Origin of the sequence: Streptomyces sp. NBC_00210, from assembly GCF_045160975.1 — a bacterium.
Lineage (GTDB): Bacteria > Actinomycetota > Actinomycetes > Streptomycetales > Streptomycetaceae > Streptomyces.
The window spans coordinates 5448973-5464459 of record NZ_CP108120.1; the positions used below are offsets into that span (position 1 = coordinate 5448973).

Here is a 15487-nt window from a genome sequence, read left to right on the forward strand (position 1 = left end):
AGCCAGACAGACCGACGCGGCCGGCCGGACAAGCAGCGCCGGCCGGCCGGGGCTGGGCGAACCGGGGAGCCCGGCTCGGCGAAAGGCGATGCGGGTCCGGCCGGTCGGCCAGGGCTGCCGCAAGCCGACGGCGGCCGGGCCGACCGGCCCGCCTTGCCGAAAAGCACCGTGGACGGGGCCGACCGGCCAGGCTCGACCCGAGTCGATGTCGACGGGGCCGACCGACGAGAACAGCCCGGAGGCGACGTCGGCGGGGCCGACCGACGAGGACAGCCCGGAGGCGACGCGGGCCGGGCGCGGGACGGCCGTGGGCAGCAGGCCGAGGGGCGCCGTATCGCGCCCCTTCCCTCCTTCGCCTACACCGACGCGGACGCCGAAAAGCAGCGCGGCGTACGCCATATGAAGCTCACCGCCACCGGCCTGCTCCTCCTCGTCGCGCTCATCTTCGTCCTCGCCACCTGGGCGAAGAACTCCGGCGCCGGCCCCTGGGCCGGCTACGTCGCCGCAGCCGCCGAGGCCGGCATGGTCGGCGCCCTGGCCGACTGGTTCGCCGTCACCGCCCTCTTCCGCCACCCCCTCGGCATCCCCATCCCGCACACCGCGATCATCCCGAACAAGAAGGACCAGCTCGGCGCCTCGCTCGGCTTCTTCGTGGGGGAGAACTTCCTCTCCGCGGACGTCGTACGGGCCCGCCTGCACGCCCTCGGCATCGGCAGTCGCCTCGGCGCCTGGCTCGCCGAGCCCGCCCACGCCGACCGGGTCACCGCCGAGCTCTCCACCGCCCTGCGCGGCGCGCTCACCGTGCTCCGTGACTCCGACGTCCAGGCGGTTGTCGGCGAGGCCATCACCCGTCGTGCCGACAACGCGGAGATCGCCCCCGGCATCGGCAAGACACTGGAGAAAGTCGTCGCCGACGGCGCCCACCACCGCGCCGTCGACCTCATCTGTGCCCGCGCACACGACTGGCTCGTCCTCCACTCCGACTCGGTGATGGACGCCGTCGAGGGCGGCGCACCGGGCTGGACCCCACGCTTCGTCGACCGCAAGGTAGGCGAGCGCGTTTACAGGGAACTGCTCCGCTTCGTTAAAGAGATGCGCGACATGCCCGGCCACCCCGCCCGGGGCGCGATCGACCGCTTCCTGGCCGATTTCGCCGCGGACCTGCAGTCGGACACGGACACCCGCACCCGGGTGGAGCGTATGAAGTCGGACCTGCTGGCCCGCGCCGAGGTCCAGGATGTGATCGCCAGCGCCTGGTCCTCCGTACGAACCATGATCATCTCCGCCGCCGAGGACGACCGCAGCGAACTCCGGCTGCGCGCCCGCGCATCCCTGCTCTCGCTCGGCGCGCGGCTGGCGACGGACAGCCGGCTCCAGTCGAAGCTGGAGGGCTGGGTCGAGGACGCCGCGGTCTACCTGGTGACGACCTACCGCACCGAGATCACTTCGCTGATCTCGGAGACGGTCGCGAGCTGGGACGCCGAGCACACCTCACGCAAGATCGAGGCGCACATCGGACGGGACCTGCAGTTCATCCGGATCAACGGCACGGTGGTCGGCGCGATGGCCGGCCTGCTGATCTACACCGTGGCACACGGACTGGGCGCGTGACCGGACCCTGCCGTACGGTCCCGCGCCCAGCCACCTGGGGGAGGTGCCAAGGAGTACGTACGGCGGGACCGAAGCGTTCAGGCGCCGAGGGCCCGTCTCCCGGAGCCTGCCTGGCTGATCCGGAGGACGGGCCCTGGCCCGCAGCTATATCGCAGCCCGGCGGGTGACGGCCCACGAGGCTATGGCCACCCCTCCCGCCACGGCGAACACCGCGGGCCAGGCGCCTACTTTCCTGGCCAGCGGGTGCGACCCGGCGAAGGCCGCGACGTAGGCGGCACTCAGGCCGGCTGCGGCCCTGCCGCCCGCGGCCTGGTGCCACTGACGCGCAGCGACGGCCCCGGCTGCCGCGAGGGCGACACCACCGAGCGGACGCTTCTTGGTCCACCGGGCGATCCCGTACCCACCGACGAGCCCACTCGCCGCCACCGCTGCCGCCGGAACCCTGGCCATCGCTGCCGCCTCCCACTGCCATTGACTCGGACAGGTCCGAGCCTATGACGTCTCAGGCGTCTCAGTGGAAGAGCTGCCCCCGCACCGCGCCGTCGGGGAACTCGGAGGTGTGGATGTTGGAGTAGTAGTTGCCCGGGTTGGATCGGACGCGCTTGACGACGTCCGGGTTCTGACCGTCGATCTTCCCGGAGACGGCGAAGATCCCGTCCGGCACGGGCCGGTTGAAGAAGTTGAAGACGACGTCGCCGTTCTTGCCGAACCGGCCCTTGTGGATGTGACCGTTGGTGGGGGCCTTGATGTTGATCCAGGCGAGCGAGTAGCCGACGCTCGTGCCCTTCGGCTGCAGAAACGTGATCGCGTGCCCGTCCGGGTCGCCCACCTTGGACGCGTCGTTCTTCGGGACCTCCTGGTCGCCGTTGGACAGCGCCCTCAGCTTGCCGCCCTTGATGATGTCGAGCGGGTTGACGTTCTGGTGGAGCGGCTTGAGCTGCCCTCGTACGGCTCCGCCCGGGAACTCGGCGCTGTGCAGATTGACGTAGAAGCCGGAGGGGTTGTTACGGATGCTCTCGGCCAGCTTGGCGTCGGTGATGGCCACCTGCCCGGCCGCCGAACTCACGGAGTCGGGCATCGCGGTGCCGAAGAGCGGGACCTTGACCGCGCCGTTCTTCCCGGCGACGCCCTCGTGGATGTGCCCGAGGCTCGGCGTGAAGCCCTTCCACTGAAGGGCGAAGGTGACGCGATCGCCCTTCACCTTGACGAGGGCGAGAGCCTTGCCGTCGGGGTCGTTGACCGCGGGCCCGCCGGCGACGGGCACCTCGTTGGCACCGGAGAGATGCGCGGCGAAGGCGACGGCGTGCCCGCTGGAGGGCTTGGTGAAGGTACTCGCGCTGCTGTCCGAGCTGCTGTCCGAGCCCTGACCGCCATGCCCGCTGTGTCCACCGTGCGCGACTGCCGGAGTAACACCCGCAACACCAAGCACAATTGCGGTTGCGGTAACAGCAAGATAACGCTTCTGCATTAGTTTCGTCCTCCCGTTGGAACCGGCTTCTGCATTGGGCCGGTCGCGATGGAGTACGGCCCGTCAGCTCGCCACGTTCAACGAGAAGAATCTGGAATTCGATTGAACCGCCGATCAGTTGCCGCCGTACAACCGGGTGTACAGAGAAAACACATCAACGGGGGACCACCATGCGCAGGAACCGATCCACCATGCTCGCCGCGGCTGCGGCCGGCGCACTGGCACTGCTCACGCTGACCGCCTGCGGGGGCTCGTCGGACGGCGACTCGGACGACGCGGCCAAGCCCGCGCAGAAGCCCGCCGCGTCCGCCTTCGTCAAGGTCGCCGACTCGTCACTCGGCCGCATCCTGGTCGACGATTCCGGCCGTACGCTGTACGGATTCACCAAGGACAAGCCCGGCGCGAGCAAGTGCGACGCCGACTGCATCGCGGTGTGGCCGGCGCTCACATCGGCGAAGGACGTGCAGGCGGGCACGGGCGCGAAGGCCGCGCTGCTGAAGGAGACAAAGCTCGGCGAGGGCGCGGAACAGGCGACGTACGGGGACTGGCCGCTGTACTACTACGTGGGCGACGCGACACCGGGGGACGTCAACGGGCAGGGCCTGGACGGCGAGTGGTTCGTCATCGCGGCGGACGGAAAGCTCATCAAGAAGGCGGTCTGATCCGAGAATTTAACCGTCTCTTCATCTTTCCCGTGCAACCAATCCTGAATTCCTCATTCCATCCTTGATTCAGGACTTCCTAATAGACCTGCGACGGCTCCAGCCCATCCTGGGCCGTCGCGGCGATGCCCATTCCCGGTAGCCGCTCGTCCTCAACTCCCCCCGAGGCGCCGGCTACCGGGAATGCGGCGGCTCACTCACTCATCGCTGGCTCGCTCAGCCGTCACTCGTTCACTCACTCGCAGCCGATGCCGTCTCCGTCGCGGTCGAGGTGCCGCCCGTAGCCGGGTTCCCCGGCGTGAATGGGCGCGGCACCGGCGGCGCGTACGGCGGCACAGTTGGCGTAGTACGTACTTCCGCCGCCCCCGCCGCTCCCGCCGCCGGAACCGCCTCCGCCGCCGGTCGACCCGCTGCCCCCACCGGACGAGGTCTCACAGCCGATGCCGTCTCCGTCCCGGTCGAGATGCGGTCCGTAGCCCGGATCGCCCTCGTGGAGGGGAGCGGCTCCGGCGGCCCGTACGGCATCGCAGTTGGCGTATGAAACCTCCGGCTTGGCGGGCTTCGGCGTAGGAGTGGGCGTCGGCTTGGCCACGGTGATCCGCACGACGGCGGTCCCGGTCAACTGCTGCCCGGCCACGTCCACGCGGTAGGTGAACTCGTCGTCGCCCCCGTACCCCGGGCTGGAGGTGTACACGATGGTGGCGCCGTCTACCTTGGCGGCCCCGTGCGCCGGCGGGATGTCCACGACGACGGTGAACTCACTCGCAGCCAGAGCGACTTCGATGTTCGACTTCGTACCGTCCTTGAGTGTGACGCTGTCGTTGCCCAGCACCTTCACCTCGATCGCCTTCCCGGCGTCGGCGCTCTCCTGGTCGTCGACGAGATCGAGTGCCGGCTCGACAGAAGGCGTGGGTGCGGCCGTCGTCGCGGCGGGGCTGGACGTCGCCGCGAGGGGCTTCGCGTTCTCGCTGCCGTCACCGCATCCCACGACCCCCAGGGCTATCGCCACGGCACAGGCAACCCACCCAAAGCGCCCTTCCATATTTCTCACTGACATGTGCCCCCCAAAGATGATGTGTCCGACCTGGGAAGCTGAGCATGACATTCCGCTTAAGTGATCGGGTGTCAACTGTGACTGACCGATGCCTAGTTGTGATGAAAGTGTGCCGAGCTGTGTGCGGAGAGTGAGATCGGGCTGTGACGCTGGAGCCGCCAGGACGGCGCGAGCGAGGCGCCTTCGTGGAGGCGCGCCGCGGTGTGGGGCCGGCCGCCGCTCAGTGTGGATTTCTGTGCGGAGTTCAGCACACAGCTGGGGCGCCGCACGGCGGAGCAGCTGGGCAAGTTCTGACCCGCGCCGGGGGCCTCGAAGCGCGGCGCCCCGAGCGCCATCGCGGTGCCGCAGGGGGCGGGCGGCAAAGCGTCAGGCAGCGCCAGTGACGCCGGGGGCCACGAAACGCCGGTGCAGCGGGGAGATCTGGGTCTGCGGCTCGCCCTCGATGCCGACTTCCTTGACCGCGGGCATGATCTTCTCGGCGATGAAGCGCTGGAACTGCTCCTCGGAGTCCCAGATGTCGAAGACGTGCAGGCCATCGGGTTTGAACCAGGCCCCATGCAGGACCGCCCCGTCAGGAGGCTCCTCCTCCCAGCGAACCCGGGCGCGCACAGCGTCGTACTGATCGGGGGTGAGACCGGGCCACTGCAAGGACATAGCGATCGCCATGGGAAGGCCTTTCAACCGTCTCGACGCCGACGTGGTAGCCGGCGTCTCTTTACGACGACGCTAGGCGGCTCGGGCGGACTACGCGCTCGGGGTCGGCCATTCGGGCGACCAGTGGAGAGTCATGACCCGCTGGTCACGGCGGGCGTTCCGCGGGGCCGTATCTGCGCCCCATCCACTCGGCCGGGACACCTCAGCCTCAGTCCCCAGCCTCAGCGAGAACCGTCCGCAGGCGAGCGCACACCTCGGCCACGGCCGCCTCATCCGGCAGATGCCCCGCATCAAACATGGCCATCTGCAGCGCAGGCCCGTAAGCGTCGTACCGGGCGAGATCGTCCTTGAGCGCGGGTTGCACCACGAAGTGAATGTGCCCCGGCACCGCGCCTGCATGGGACCAGAGACATACGTAGACCTGCTCCGGCTCCATCGTCGCAGTGACCGCAGAACTGACCCTCTGCAGCAGTGGGCCGAGCTCACTGGATTCGTCTGCCGTCAGGTCGGCCACATGGATCACATGCCTGATGGGCTTGACCACCAGAGTTCCAAGACCCAGCGGCCCCACGCAGTGCTCAACAACCCACGTGCCGGTTCTCAGGATCGTCCCACCCGGCAAGAACTCGGTACCGGCAATGAGCCCGCAAGCCATGCATACCGGATCGGTACCCGGACTCTCGGCCAACGCTGTCACTCCTCGACTCGGACGCGGCCAGCGTTCCCTGAAGTAGTGGGAACACCAACCCTCAGCCTTCGCCAACTACACGATCGGCGGGACGCCATCGTTGGTCTCATTGTGTCGGTGGACAAGTGCGGCCTGGATCAGGCTGCTGCGGGCAGAGCATGGAGCCGCTCACGGAACTCGCGGACGGCCGGAACCGACCGGTGCGGGTCGAGCTGCTCGGAGAACTCCTTCAGCCGGCCCAGGGCTCGCATCGAGCTGACTTGGCTTTCCAGGAGTTCGGCGCCATAGTTCGCGGCATCAAGTGCTCCGTCCAGGTCGTTGCCGGAAAGCCGGGCTTCGGCCAGCCGACTGGACCGTACGGCCTTGTCCCGAGGCGCGGCCTTCTTGACGGAGGTCTCCAGGGAACTGGTGGCGCGTTCCACTTGGCCTGAGCGCAGCATTACCTTGCCCTCGGTCGACTTCAGTTGTGCCTCTCCGTACCAGTCAAGCCAGTCGGGGACTTCCTCCTCCGTACGTCGGTCCCACAGGGAGAGGGCGCGATTCAGAGCTGTGCCGGCCTTCTGGTGTTTGCCGTCACGGGACAGCGCCTCGGCCCGGTGCAGGTAGAGGAATGACTGGGTATACGGGGACAACATTCGAGGGGCGTTGTCGATGGCGGTCGAGATGAGTTCGACTCGTTCAGCCGTCCGCCCGGCTTCAGAGACGTGGACCCCCATCTCCGCGAGGACGAAGGCCCCGAAGGCGTCGTCTCCGGCGGTGCGGGCGCTGCGGAGGGCTCCCACGTAATACTGCTGGCCGGCTGATCGCAGACCCGCGTCGTAGGCCATCCAACCTGTCAGGTGGGACACCCGTGCCGCCAACGCATATAGATGGCTGCCCACTTGCTCCGTGAATCGGCCGGCATTGAGGAGACCGGAGATCAGAGCGAGGTCACCACGTGCTTGCTCCAGGAGTCGGGCGCCCCCGAGTTGGTCATCAAGCGTGCGGAGCGTGCCTACGCGCTGCTCGATAGTCGAGACCATTCTGTCGGTTACGCGGTCCCCATCGAGCGCTGAGGCGAACGCGGATGGCGCCTCCGCCCAACTCGCAGCCAGTCCCGCGAGCGAGGCGCCCGTGATGGTGAGGAATCCCCGACGATCCATGTGACCACTCCCGACGAGATCAGCCAATGCCTCAACGGTACCGGCTTCACTCCAGGGCGCAGTTAGACCCGTTACCTCCCAGACAGGGAGCCAGCGCGGCCATCCCTCGGTTTGGGCCCGCTCAAATGGGACGCGCAGCAGGTCAGCAAGCACTAGCTGGGCATCGACATCCGGCTCCTGCCCCTGTTCCCACTTCCATACGGTCGTACGGTTGGTCGCCAGTGGGATGCCGAGCCGCTTCCCGCGGGCCTGCATGAGTCGGGCAAATTCAGCCTTCCCCCATCCCTGTACTTGGCGGATGAAGGTCAGCGGATGCACTGCTAACGGCTCACCAGCCACGTCGTCCCCCCGTCTCTCATGGCGTAGTCCGGAGGCTACTCCCTGTGTGGGTACGTCTACGGATGGCCGTCCCCAAGAGGAACCCCCTGGAAACGTTCCGCCCTTGCACCCAGGGGCCGTTGACTGAGTGTCATGCCGCTCAGGGGCTGCTCGAACAGAGAGTGGTTCGGCTACTCAGATCGGCGGCTCCATCCCCGTGTCCCCCGTCGGGGATGGAGCCGCTCTCTACCCGCTTCGGAGGCGTTTGCCATGCCTACGCTCGTCAGTCGCATCTTCCTCACGGGCACGGTAGGAGAGGTCTCTCCTACCCGGTGCGCGGTCGTTGAGAGAGTGCGAGCGTGGGGTGTGCCGCTGGATGACGAGAGGGCCGACGTAATCCGTCTCGTCGCCTCTGAGCTCGTCACCAACGCGGTAGTTCATGGGGAGGGACCGGTCACGGTCGGCCTCTACCACCGTCCTGGCTGCTTGGTGATCGAAGTCCACGACGGCAATCCCGGGGCGCCGCTTGTGGGGACTGCCGGGGAGGAAGACGAGCGCGGGCGCGGCATCGGGCTGGTGACCTCCTTCGCGGCACGATCGGGGTGGGAGGCGACCGAACGCGGAAAACGCGTTTGGGCGGAGATCACGCTCCCGAAGCCGGCGCCGGCGGTCCGTGCTGCAGTTCTGCGCCGATTCTTCGCGACCCGGCCAAGCCTTGATGTCAGACCCGCAGTCCTGCCTTTCTCTTTGGCGGTTGCCTGATGCCGCCGCATCACTTACCTGCATCGCCGCTTCCGGACCCCGATGTCGTGTACCGGCCGACCCGCCGAGACATTGACCCTGCTTCGGGTGAGCCCACTGCAGACGCCCTGTGGGACCGCCATGACTGGCAAGCGGAGGGCGAATGCTGGCTCTGGTGCGGGCGCAGTGACGTTGAGGTGACGTGGATTGGTCCGGTCCAGTCCAGTGGTATGCACGCCGACTTCATGTCCTGCCGTGCCTGTCTGTACGAGCTGGACCAACGAGTCCTGAACACCAACCTGCGGAAGGACGGCAGCGCCCTGTCCAGGAGGGGCGCGTCGAACTTGTCTGTTACTGGCCGTGCCCGCAGGAGTGCGGCACACAGCGCCGCCCACTGAACACCGCCCCTGCGCTATTCGAATCTCCACGGCCGTGGGGGCGGGCCCTGGTGCCAAGCGCACCAGGCTGCATCACAGCACGGCGGATGCACCCCGTGGCGCATCCGAGCACCTTGCATGGCCTTTCACGCCGAGAGGCCTGACTGAAGGGAGAACCAGGTGAAGAGCGAGGAAAAGGCCGGCACGGACGTCGGCCTGCTGATCGCGGTCGAAGTGCTGGCAACGGCTCACGACCGGAGCGAGGCAGAGCGTTCCGACGTCACCAGCTCGCAGAACAGCGCGGGCGATGACGGCGACAACCGCGATCTGAATCTTCCCAAGGAGTAGGAGGAACCCATGGAGCACCGGCTCGTCACAGGAATCGAGAAGGCGCTTGGCTGGGGCGGGCCGGGACCCGTGGGCACCGCGTTCGCACGCGGGCACCTCGCGGACCCGGACCTGATCACTCGGCTGATGACGCCGTACCGGCTGCTGGAGACCATCCAGCGTCGCCACCTGTCCAACCCGCAGCTGCGATGCTATGCCGACGGCGACGAAGTACACCCCTCTGCCTTCCTGTCCACTGCCGTCAACCGGCGCAGGCAGGCGGTGAACCAGGCCGACATGGCAGCTCTCGGCCGCGTCCTCAACGGCGGCGGAACCGTGGTCCTCGACCATGTGGACTTCTTCGACCCGACGCTGGAGATCGCGTGCCGGGCCTTGGGTTGGTGGTCGGGCGAACTGGCTTCCGCCAACGCATATCTGGCAGTTGGCGACACCGACGGCTTCCACCTGCACTGGGACGACCATGACGTGATCGCCGTCCAGTTGTCCGGCGAGAAGTCCTGGGAAGTGCGCGGACCGTCTCGGCCCGTGCCGATGTACCGGGACGCCGAACGCAACCTGATCCAACCGGAAGAAGTCCTGTGGGCCGGGACCATGACCGCCGGGGACGTCATGCATGTACCCCGCGGGTACTGGCACACCGCAACCCGGATCGGCTCCGGAAGCGAGGGGCATTCCCTGCACGTGACCTTCGGCCTCACCAAGCGCACCGGCGTGACCTGGGCCAACTTCCTCTCTGACGCCGCACGCGCGGACGAGGACTTCCGTACCGACCTGGAGTGCAATGAGGGGCTGGCACAACACAGTGTCCTGACGGCAAAGTTGGCTGCACTTGCTCGCGAGTATCACCCGGGGCATTACCTGAAGCAGCTACGGGCGAACACGCCACCGGCTCGACACATGCCGCACATCCCAGTGTTCGGGCCGCTGGATGAGGTCGCGGCTGTCACCGAGTTCGAACCGGTGATGACGACTGTCGACGACACCGTCCAGGTGATCGCCGGAGGCAAGCGGCTCACCTTCCACAGTCGGGCCGAGCCTGGCCTCCGCGCCCTGCTCTCGGGACATCCGGTTCACCTCGCGGACAGCAACCCGGACCTCACGACGTTGGCCGAGCTTCTAATCAAGGAGGGGCTGTGCGCACCGCTGACCGCAGAATCGTCCTCGGGCTACACCGGACTGGTCACACCCGTGACCTTCTCGAAGAAGCCCTCAAGCTCGGCGTGACGGCTCTCGACACCGCCTTCAATTACCGCCGCTTCGCCTCACACCGGACCCTGGCGAGCATCGCCGCCGACCTGCTCCCAGCCTTCTCCATTTCCACGAAGGTCGGCTACTTCCCCGATGGCCACGATCTCGATACAGGGCAGCTTCGCGCGGCGGTTGAGCAGTCGGCCAGGGAGCTCGGACGGATTCCGGACACCGTGCTGCTGCACAACCCCGAATGCTCGCCCGACGGCTTCGGAGCTGCCTGCGCTGCCCTGGCGCAGATGCGCGAGGCAGGCTTGTGCCGGGCCTGGGGAATCTCAACATGGGACCCCCGGAACCTGCTCGCATCAACCTGGGAAATCCCACCTCCAGACGTGGCCATGGTCCGTTCCGGCCTGACTGTTTCTGCCGCTCTGCTCGATGCTGGCGAGCAGTTGGTCGAACGGACTTGTCCGCGAGAGCTCTGGGGCATGGCGCCATTCGCAGGAGATACGGCAGACCCAATATGGGCGACCGTCGACACCTCGCTGTTCTTGGCTCCAGGGCAGCATGGCTCGGCACTTCAGGCAGGTCTCGCGGCAGCCTTCGCGATTCCGGAGGTGGCTCGCCTTGCCGTCGGCACCTCGCACCTCGAACACCTTGCCGAGTTGGCGCGTGCCAGCTCTCTGGAGGTCAACGTCGAGACGGTGAAGCAGTACCGGGCGTTGCTGCGCCGGAGGGCTACGGTGAGCGGATGAGTCGCGGCCGGAAAGGACCGACAGTGCAGCTCAACTTGGATGACCTCTCCACCGTTTCGCTCGACGATGTCTTGGAGAGCGTCGAGCAGCGTCTGGGGCGTCAACTCAAGCGTCAGGACGGCCACTACAGCAAGTACAACGGCACTGCTGGATTCCCCACCGACGCAGGCAGCTGGGTTCGCCTGGCCTGGCGTCGGACCGGAAGGATCAACACTCAAGCCTGGTCCGGCTTCGAGGCGGCAGGAGCAATCGAGGGAGTACCGCGCCCTGAGTGGTCCGCCGCGGCCATCTGGTCAGATTCGCCCAGAGGCATCGTGTGGCGCGCTGACGAGATGACCCTGGTGGACGATCCGGCACTCTCGGCGACAGGCGACATCAGCACAGATCCTCAACTGCCCGAGCAGTGGTGGACTGACCTGCGTTCCGCACTCACCAACCTGGCCGGGCACTCCACGGACCGGGTGTGCATGGGACAGGTCCATCTCAGCGCCCGGATCAACGAGATCTATGGCGATCAGGTCGACACCACGATCACCGACTGGGCTTGTGCGCACGGCGATCTCGGCTACGCCAATTTGTGCGGACCACGACTGACGATCATCGACTGGGAGAGCTGGGGCATGGGTCCAGTGGGCTGGGATGCCGCCTGCCTGTGGGCCAATTCCCTGCCCGTACCGGCTCTCGCCGACCGGGTCCTCACTCTCTTCGACGATGTCCTGTCCACCCGCACCGGCCGGTTGTCCCGCCTACTGCTGTGCGCCAACACCGCACGGGCATTGCGCCGGACAGGCAAGCCGGCCCCTCTGACCGAAACGATGGCCGCAGTCGCAGAGTCACTCATCAGCGAACTGCACTGACGCCTCAAATCGACCCCGGTCGTCCGCTCCCCACTGTTGCTGATGGCCGGGCCCCCGTCCGAGGCCAGGGGGCGAGGTTGTCTGCGCTTCCGAACACCTCGAGTTCGGCGACTGCATCAGGTCCATCGGGGACGAGGAGCTCGCCGTAGATGTGCTCGTCGGCGACCTGCAACGGGTCACTGCCCGTACTTCCTGTGCGAGTACCTGGCCGGGAGACGACGAACAGCGACGCCGTGGAGAACGTGGATGTGACTTGGGTACCGAAGAGTGCATTAGGCGCTGTTTCTCGGATCATGTGCGGAGCCAGATCAGGAGTGCTGCGAGTGTGACGGTGCCGAGGTAGATGTAGGCGCGTTTCTCGTAGCGGGTGGCGACGGCTCGGAAGCCCTTCAACCGGTTGATGGCGCGTTCGACGGTGTTGCGCTTCTTGTAGCGCTCGCTGTCGAAACCGGTGGGCCGGCCGCCTCGGGAACCGCGGTTGCGGCGGTGTTCTTGCTGGTCGAGACGTTCGGGGATGGTGTGCCGGATTCCACGTCGTCGCAGGTAACGACGGTTAATTCGGGACGTGTAGGCCTTGTCCGCCAGGACATGGTCGGGGCGGGTGCGGGGCCGCCCGACTCCGGTGCGAGGCACGGATACCTGCTCCAGCACGCGCTCGAGCTGAGGGCCGTCGCCGTAGTGTCCGGGTGTCAGGACGAGGGCGAGGGGTCGGCATCGTCCCTCCGCGGCGAGGTGGATTTTGGTCGTGAAGCCTCCGCGGGAGCGTCCCAGGCATTCGCCGATCTGACCACCTCCGCCAATCGGGCGGCCAGCTTCCGAAGCACCGGATCGGCCTGGTTCGTCCCCCGGACGGCCCCCTTTTGAACAACCGCGGCCGGCCGAGCCTTCCTTGCGCCGGCGGCGTGCTGGTGGGCCCGCACCGCTGTTGAGTCCACCGAGACGTCCCAGTCGATCCGGCCCGCGGCGTCCTCGGCGGCCTGGACCTTCGACAGCAGCATCTCCCACGTTCCATCCGCGGACCAGCGGCGATGCCGCTTATAGACCGTCTCCCACGGCCCGAACCGTTCCGGAAGATCCCGCCACTGAACACCCGTCCGCACCCGGTAGAGGACCCCGTTGATCACCCGACGGTGATCGCTCCACCGGCCCCCACGAGTACCACCACGAGGTAAGCACGAAGCCAGCCGATCCCATTCCGCATTTGTCAGATCCCCACGGCCCATACCCCGAGCCTGACCCCAACCCCCCGCTCACGTCCCGAGATCCGAGAAACAGTGCCTAGGCGGCCGCTCCATTTCCGCCGACACGATCTGACCGCCGATCCTGGCAACACTGGAGGAAGACGCATGACCGAGCAGACGGCAGCAGGGCGACCCGGAATCGCGGCCGCGATCGTGGTCCAGGACGATGGCGTGCTGATGGTCCGACGCCGGGTTGCGGAAGGCCAGCTGTCCTGGCAGTTGCCCGCCGGCGAGATCGAGGCAGGTGAGACCCCGGAGCAGGCAGCTGTGCGCGAGACGCACGAAGAGGTCGGCATGAGCGTGACCGCGCTCAAGGTCCTCGGCGAACGAGTGCACCCCAAGACCGGTCGGAGCATGTCGTACGTCTCATGCGCCGTGGAGTCCGGGACTGCGTACGTCGCGGACGACGACGAGCTGACCGAAGTTGCATGGGTCAGGCTCGCCGAGATTCCCGAGTACGTGCCATACGGCCTCTTCGATCCGGTGCAGGCGTATCTCGACAGCTCGCTAAGCCAGTGATGCGGCACAGTCGCCGAGTCGCCTGCTTCCCAGCGACGGACCGTGATGTGTCGCCCGCCGATCAGGCGGGCGACCTCATCACTGAGTCCCTCGACACGGAGCCGACGTACAGCGAGTGGCTCCACCAGGTGCGCAACGGTCTGAAGCAACTCCAGGACAGCTATGTGGAGTTCTTTCACAAAACCCAGCTGTTCCGCATCTACTCGTCGACGCTCGTCCCCGGTCTCCTGCAGACCGAGGGCTACGCAGCCGCGTTGCTGAGCACAATCGCCGACTTCCGCGAGATCCCCAATGATGGGGCCGAGGCGGCGGCTGCCAGGGTCGAACGCTCCCGTGTCATCCACGAGCAGGGACACCGGTTCGTCCTCCTCGTCGAGGATGCCGCTCTGCGCCACCAGCTCGGCGACGGGGACGCGATGGCCGCGCAGCTGGATTACCTCCTCACAGCGGGCGCTCTGCCGTCTGTGTCGCTCGGTGTGATCCCGATGGCCACCCCGCAGCGTCGGCTCTGGCCGCAGGAGACGTTCCACATATACGACGACACCCTCGTTTCGGTTGAGCTGCTGTCGGCGCAGGTGAACATCACGCAGCCGAGTGAGGTCGCCCTGTACCTGAAGGCGTTCGAAGAGTTGCGGACTATGGCCGTGTACGGGCAGGCGGCACGGGCGCTGATCGTGAAGGCAATCGATGCCCTGAACTAACCCAGGACGCACGCCCATGCACTACGTCGCCGCCGCTTACCCGGAGCGCACTGCGAAGCTGCCGCGCTGAACCCACCCGACGACAGCCCCGCAGAATTTCAGTCCACGCAAAATGATGTGCTCACCGAAATCCAGAGCGCCTGAGCACAAGGCAACGTGCTCCGCGCCCGCCCACGGAACCCACGGGCGTCAGCCCTCATGGACCGGGGTGAACAGGCCCTCCCCCGGGGGCTGGCCGAGCAGCTGGGGCCAAGCGGCTCGGTGGCCGACGCAGTTCAGACCTTGTCTGCTGCGACCAGCAGATACTGGAAGCTGCCGTCCTTGTAGGCGTCCAGGAAGGCCTTCTCGATGCCCGTGGCCAGAGGCGACTTGGCACGCAGTTCCCAGTAGGGGATGGTGGCCGCGGTGAGGTCAATGACGCTGACGGGGACCAGGCGGTTGGCGGCCATTTCCTTGAAGTAGCTGCGGCGGGGATGAATGCTGCAGATGTAGTGGGCGTTGATCTCGCTGACGGCTCGGGACGGCAGTCCGTAGGCGTCGTTGTAGCAGCCGGTGATTGTGACGTAGCGACCGCCGTGCTTGAGGAGCCTGGCGTATTCGGGGAACAACAGGGACAGGTCCACGTACATGGTGCTCTCGTTGTTCCAGATGGCCTGGAAGCTGCCGCTCTCGAAGCCGGTGTGGAGCATGTTCTTGAGGTGGAAGCGGACCTTGTCGTCCACCCCGCGTTCCTTGGCCTGGCCGTTGGCAAAGGCGACCTGGGTTTCGGAGATGGAGACGCCGTCGACGCGGCAGCCGAAGCGGCTGTGGGCAACGAAGCTGCTGCCGCCGCGGCCCGAACCGGAGTCCATGAGGCGGTCCGCAGGGGTGATGTCGCCGAGGTGGGTCATCAGCAGGTCGGCCTGGGCGCATTCCAGGCGATGGAGCTCGGCCGTGAGGCGTTCCTGGCGGGTTTCCTCGGGGCCCTCCAGGACGGACCAGTCCACCTCACCGATGCCGTAGTGGTGGTGGTAGATGCCGTCGACCTCACCCAGGCGGAGGTTGACGGGGTTCTTCTCCTCGTTCCAGTAATTGGCGACGGACTTCTGGTAGAGGCTGCGCAGGGGATGGGTGGCGGTGCCCTGGACAGTCATGGCTTCTCCTTGTTTGCAGGTTTCTTTATG

Annotated in this window: 17 protein-coding genes; 9 read left to right on the top strand and 8 right to left on the bottom strand. The window is 66.9% G+C overall.

From position 1 onward, the window contains the following. The first annotated feature begins 114 nt into the window (after nucleotides 1-114). Nucleotides 115-1611, top strand: coding sequence for a DUF445 domain-containing protein (locus tag OG729_RS24675; RefSeq protein ID WP_405811268.1), 1497 nt, complete (start codon nucleotides 115-117; stop codon nucleotides 1609-1611). A 144-nt stretch (nucleotides 1612-1755) separates the two neighbouring features. Here OG729_RS24675 and OG729_RS24680 read toward each other — a convergent pair whose 3' ends face one another. Both OG729_RS24680 and OG729_RS24685 read right to left on the bottom strand, forming a co-directional pair. Continuing rightward, nucleotides 1756-2061, bottom strand: coding sequence for a hypothetical protein (locus tag OG729_RS24680; protein WP_360872707.1), 306 nt, complete (start codon nucleotides 2059-2061; stop codon nucleotides 1756-1758). 61 nt (nucleotides 2062-2122) lie between these two features. Beyond that, nucleotides 2123-3079: a CHRD domain-containing protein gene (locus OG729_RS24685; RefSeq protein ID WP_405808118.1), complete on the bottom strand. Its 957-nt coding sequence runs from the start codon at nucleotides 3077-3079 to the stop codon at nucleotides 2123-2125. 170 nt (nucleotides 3080-3249) lie between these two features. Here OG729_RS24685 and OG729_RS24690 point away from each other — a divergent pair, with 170 nt between their 5' ends. Beyond that, complete coding sequence (locus OG729_RS24690; protein ID WP_360872702.1) at nucleotides 3250-3741, top strand: hypothetical protein; 492 nt, start codon at nucleotides 3250-3252, stop codon at nucleotides 3739-3741. Nucleotides 3742-3976: 235 nt separating this feature from the next. Here the strand turns inward: OG729_RS24690 and OG729_RS24695 are convergent, their stop codons facing one another. From OG729_RS24695 to OG729_RS24710, 4 genes are all read right to left on the bottom strand, one after another. Further along, complete coding sequence (locus OG729_RS24695) at nucleotides 3977-4750, bottom strand: excalibur calcium-binding domain-containing protein (RefSeq protein ID WP_360872699.1); 774 nt, start codon at nucleotides 4748-4750, stop codon at nucleotides 3977-3979. Nucleotides 4751-5161: 411 nt separating this feature from the next. Beyond that, complete coding sequence (locus OG729_RS24700; RefSeq protein ID WP_360872696.1) at nucleotides 5162-5461, bottom strand: hypothetical protein; 300 nt, start codon at nucleotides 5459-5461, stop codon at nucleotides 5162-5164. Nucleotides 5462-5657: 196 nt separating this feature from the next. Next, on the bottom strand, nucleotides 5658-6137 hold the full coding sequence (locus tag OG729_RS24705) for a hypothetical protein (RefSeq protein WP_360872694.1): 480 nt from the start codon (nucleotides 6135-6137) through the stop codon (nucleotides 5658-5660). 137 nt (nucleotides 6138-6274) lie between these two features. Then, nucleotides 6275-7618: a transcriptional regulator gene (locus OG729_RS24710; protein WP_360872691.1), complete on the bottom strand. Its 1344-nt coding sequence runs from the start codon at nucleotides 7616-7618 to the stop codon at nucleotides 6275-6277. Nucleotides 7619-7867: 249 nt separating this feature from the next. Here OG729_RS24710 and OG729_RS24715 point away from each other — a divergent pair, with 249 nt between their 5' ends. The 5 genes from OG729_RS24715 to OG729_RS24735 all read left to right on the top strand — a co-directional run bounded on the left by OG729_RS24715 (nucleotide 7868) and on the right by OG729_RS24735 (nucleotide 11863). Beyond that, entirely contained in the window at nucleotides 7868-8359 is a 492-nt protein-coding gene (locus tag OG729_RS24715) for an ATP-binding protein (RefSeq protein ID WP_405808119.1), read from the top strand. A 536-nt stretch (nucleotides 8360-8895) separates the two neighbouring features. Beyond that, the gene (locus OG729_RS24720; RefSeq protein WP_360872685.1) at nucleotides 8896-9063 is read left to right on the top strand and encodes a hypothetical protein; all 168 of its coding nucleotides are present in this window, start codon (nucleotides 8896-8898) and stop codon (nucleotides 9061-9063) included. Nucleotides 9064-9072: 9 nt separating this feature from the next. After that, complete coding sequence (locus tag OG729_RS24725; RefSeq protein WP_360872683.1) at nucleotides 9073-10287, top strand: JmjC domain-containing protein; 1215 nt, start codon at nucleotides 9073-9075, stop codon at nucleotides 10285-10287. Next, a complete protein-coding gene (locus OG729_RS24730) occupies nucleotides 10284-11006 on the top strand; it encodes an aldo/keto reductase (RefSeq protein ID WP_360872680.1) in 723 nt (240 codons plus the stop codon). Before OG729_RS24725 ends, OG729_RS24730 begins: the two co-directional genes overlap by 4 nt. 23 nt (nucleotides 11007-11029) lie before the next feature. Next, nucleotides 11030-11863, top strand: a complete 834-nt coding sequence (locus OG729_RS24735; protein WP_360872677.1) for an aminoglycoside phosphotransferase — start codon at nucleotides 11030-11032, stop codon at nucleotides 11861-11863. Between the two features lie 291 nt (nucleotides 11864-12154). On the opposite strand, the gene OG729_RS24740 is transcribed toward OG729_RS24735, so the two are convergent. Then, nucleotides 12155-13086 (bottom strand): IS5 family transposase gene (locus OG729_RS24740; RefSeq protein WP_405803601.1). Its coding sequence is split into 2 segments (ribosomal slippage): nucleotides 12155-12736 and nucleotides 12739-13086, totalling 930 coding nucleotides; the frame shifts between segments, so codons are not numbered across the junction. Nucleotides 13087-13209: 123 nt separating this feature from the next. Between OG729_RS24740 and OG729_RS24745 the strand changes: the two genes are divergently transcribed. Continuing rightward, nucleotides 13210-13623 carry an NUDIX hydrolase gene (locus OG729_RS24745; RefSeq protein ID WP_405808120.1) on the top strand — a complete coding sequence of 138 codons (414 nt, stop codon included), beginning with the start codon at nucleotides 13210-13212 and terminating at the stop codon, nucleotides 13621-13623. Continuing rightward, nucleotides 13533-14324: a DUF5753 domain-containing protein gene (locus tag OG729_RS24750; RefSeq protein ID WP_405808121.1), complete on the top strand. Its 792-nt coding sequence runs from the start codon at nucleotides 13533-13535 to the stop codon at nucleotides 14322-14324. Before OG729_RS24745 ends, OG729_RS24750 begins: the two co-directional genes overlap by 91 nt. Nucleotides 14325-14599: 275 nt before the next feature. On the opposite strand, the gene OG729_RS24755 is transcribed toward OG729_RS24750, so the two are convergent. Beyond that, nucleotides 14600-15457: a geranyl diphosphate 2-C-methyltransferase gene (locus OG729_RS24755; protein ID WP_405808122.1), complete on the bottom strand. Its 858-nt coding sequence runs from the start codon at nucleotides 15455-15457 to the stop codon at nucleotides 14600-14602. Between the last annotated feature and the right edge of the window lie 30 nt (nucleotides 15458-15487).

Coding starts and splice junctions, on each gene's coding strand:
- OG729_RS24725 (WP_360872683.1), top strand. CDS start 9,073: ATGGAGCACCGGCTCGTCACAGGAATCGAGAAGGCGCTTGGCTGGGGC.
- OG729_RS24745 (WP_405808120.1), top strand. CDS start 13,210: ATGACCGAGCAGACGGCAGCAGGGCGACCCGGAATCGCGGCCGCGATC.
- OG729_RS24690 (WP_360872702.1), top strand. CDS start 3,250: ATGCGCAGGAACCGATCCACCATGCTCGCCGCGGCTGCGGCCGGCGCA.
- OG729_RS24685 (WP_405808118.1), bottom strand. CDS start 3,079: ATGCAGAAGCGTTATCTTGCTGTTACCGCAACCGCAATTGTGCTTGGT.
- OG729_RS24680 (WP_360872707.1), bottom strand. CDS start 2,061: ATGGCCAGGGTTCCGGCGGCAGCGGTGGCGGCGAGTGGGCTCGTCGGT.
- OG729_RS24755 (WP_405808122.1), bottom strand. CDS start 15,457: ATGACTGTCCAGGGCACCGCCACCCATCCCCTGCGCAGCCTCTACCAG.
- OG729_RS24715 (WP_405808119.1), top strand. CDS start 7,868: ATGCCTACGCTCGTCAGTCGCATCTTCCTCACGGGCACGGTAGGAGAG.
- OG729_RS24750 (WP_405808121.1), top strand. CDS start 13,533: ATGGGTCAGGCTCGCCGAGATTCCCGAGTACGTGCCATACGGCCTCTT.
- OG729_RS24700 (WP_360872696.1), bottom strand. CDS start 5,461: ATGGCGATCGCTATGTCCTTGCAGTGGCCCGGTCTCACCCCCGATCAG.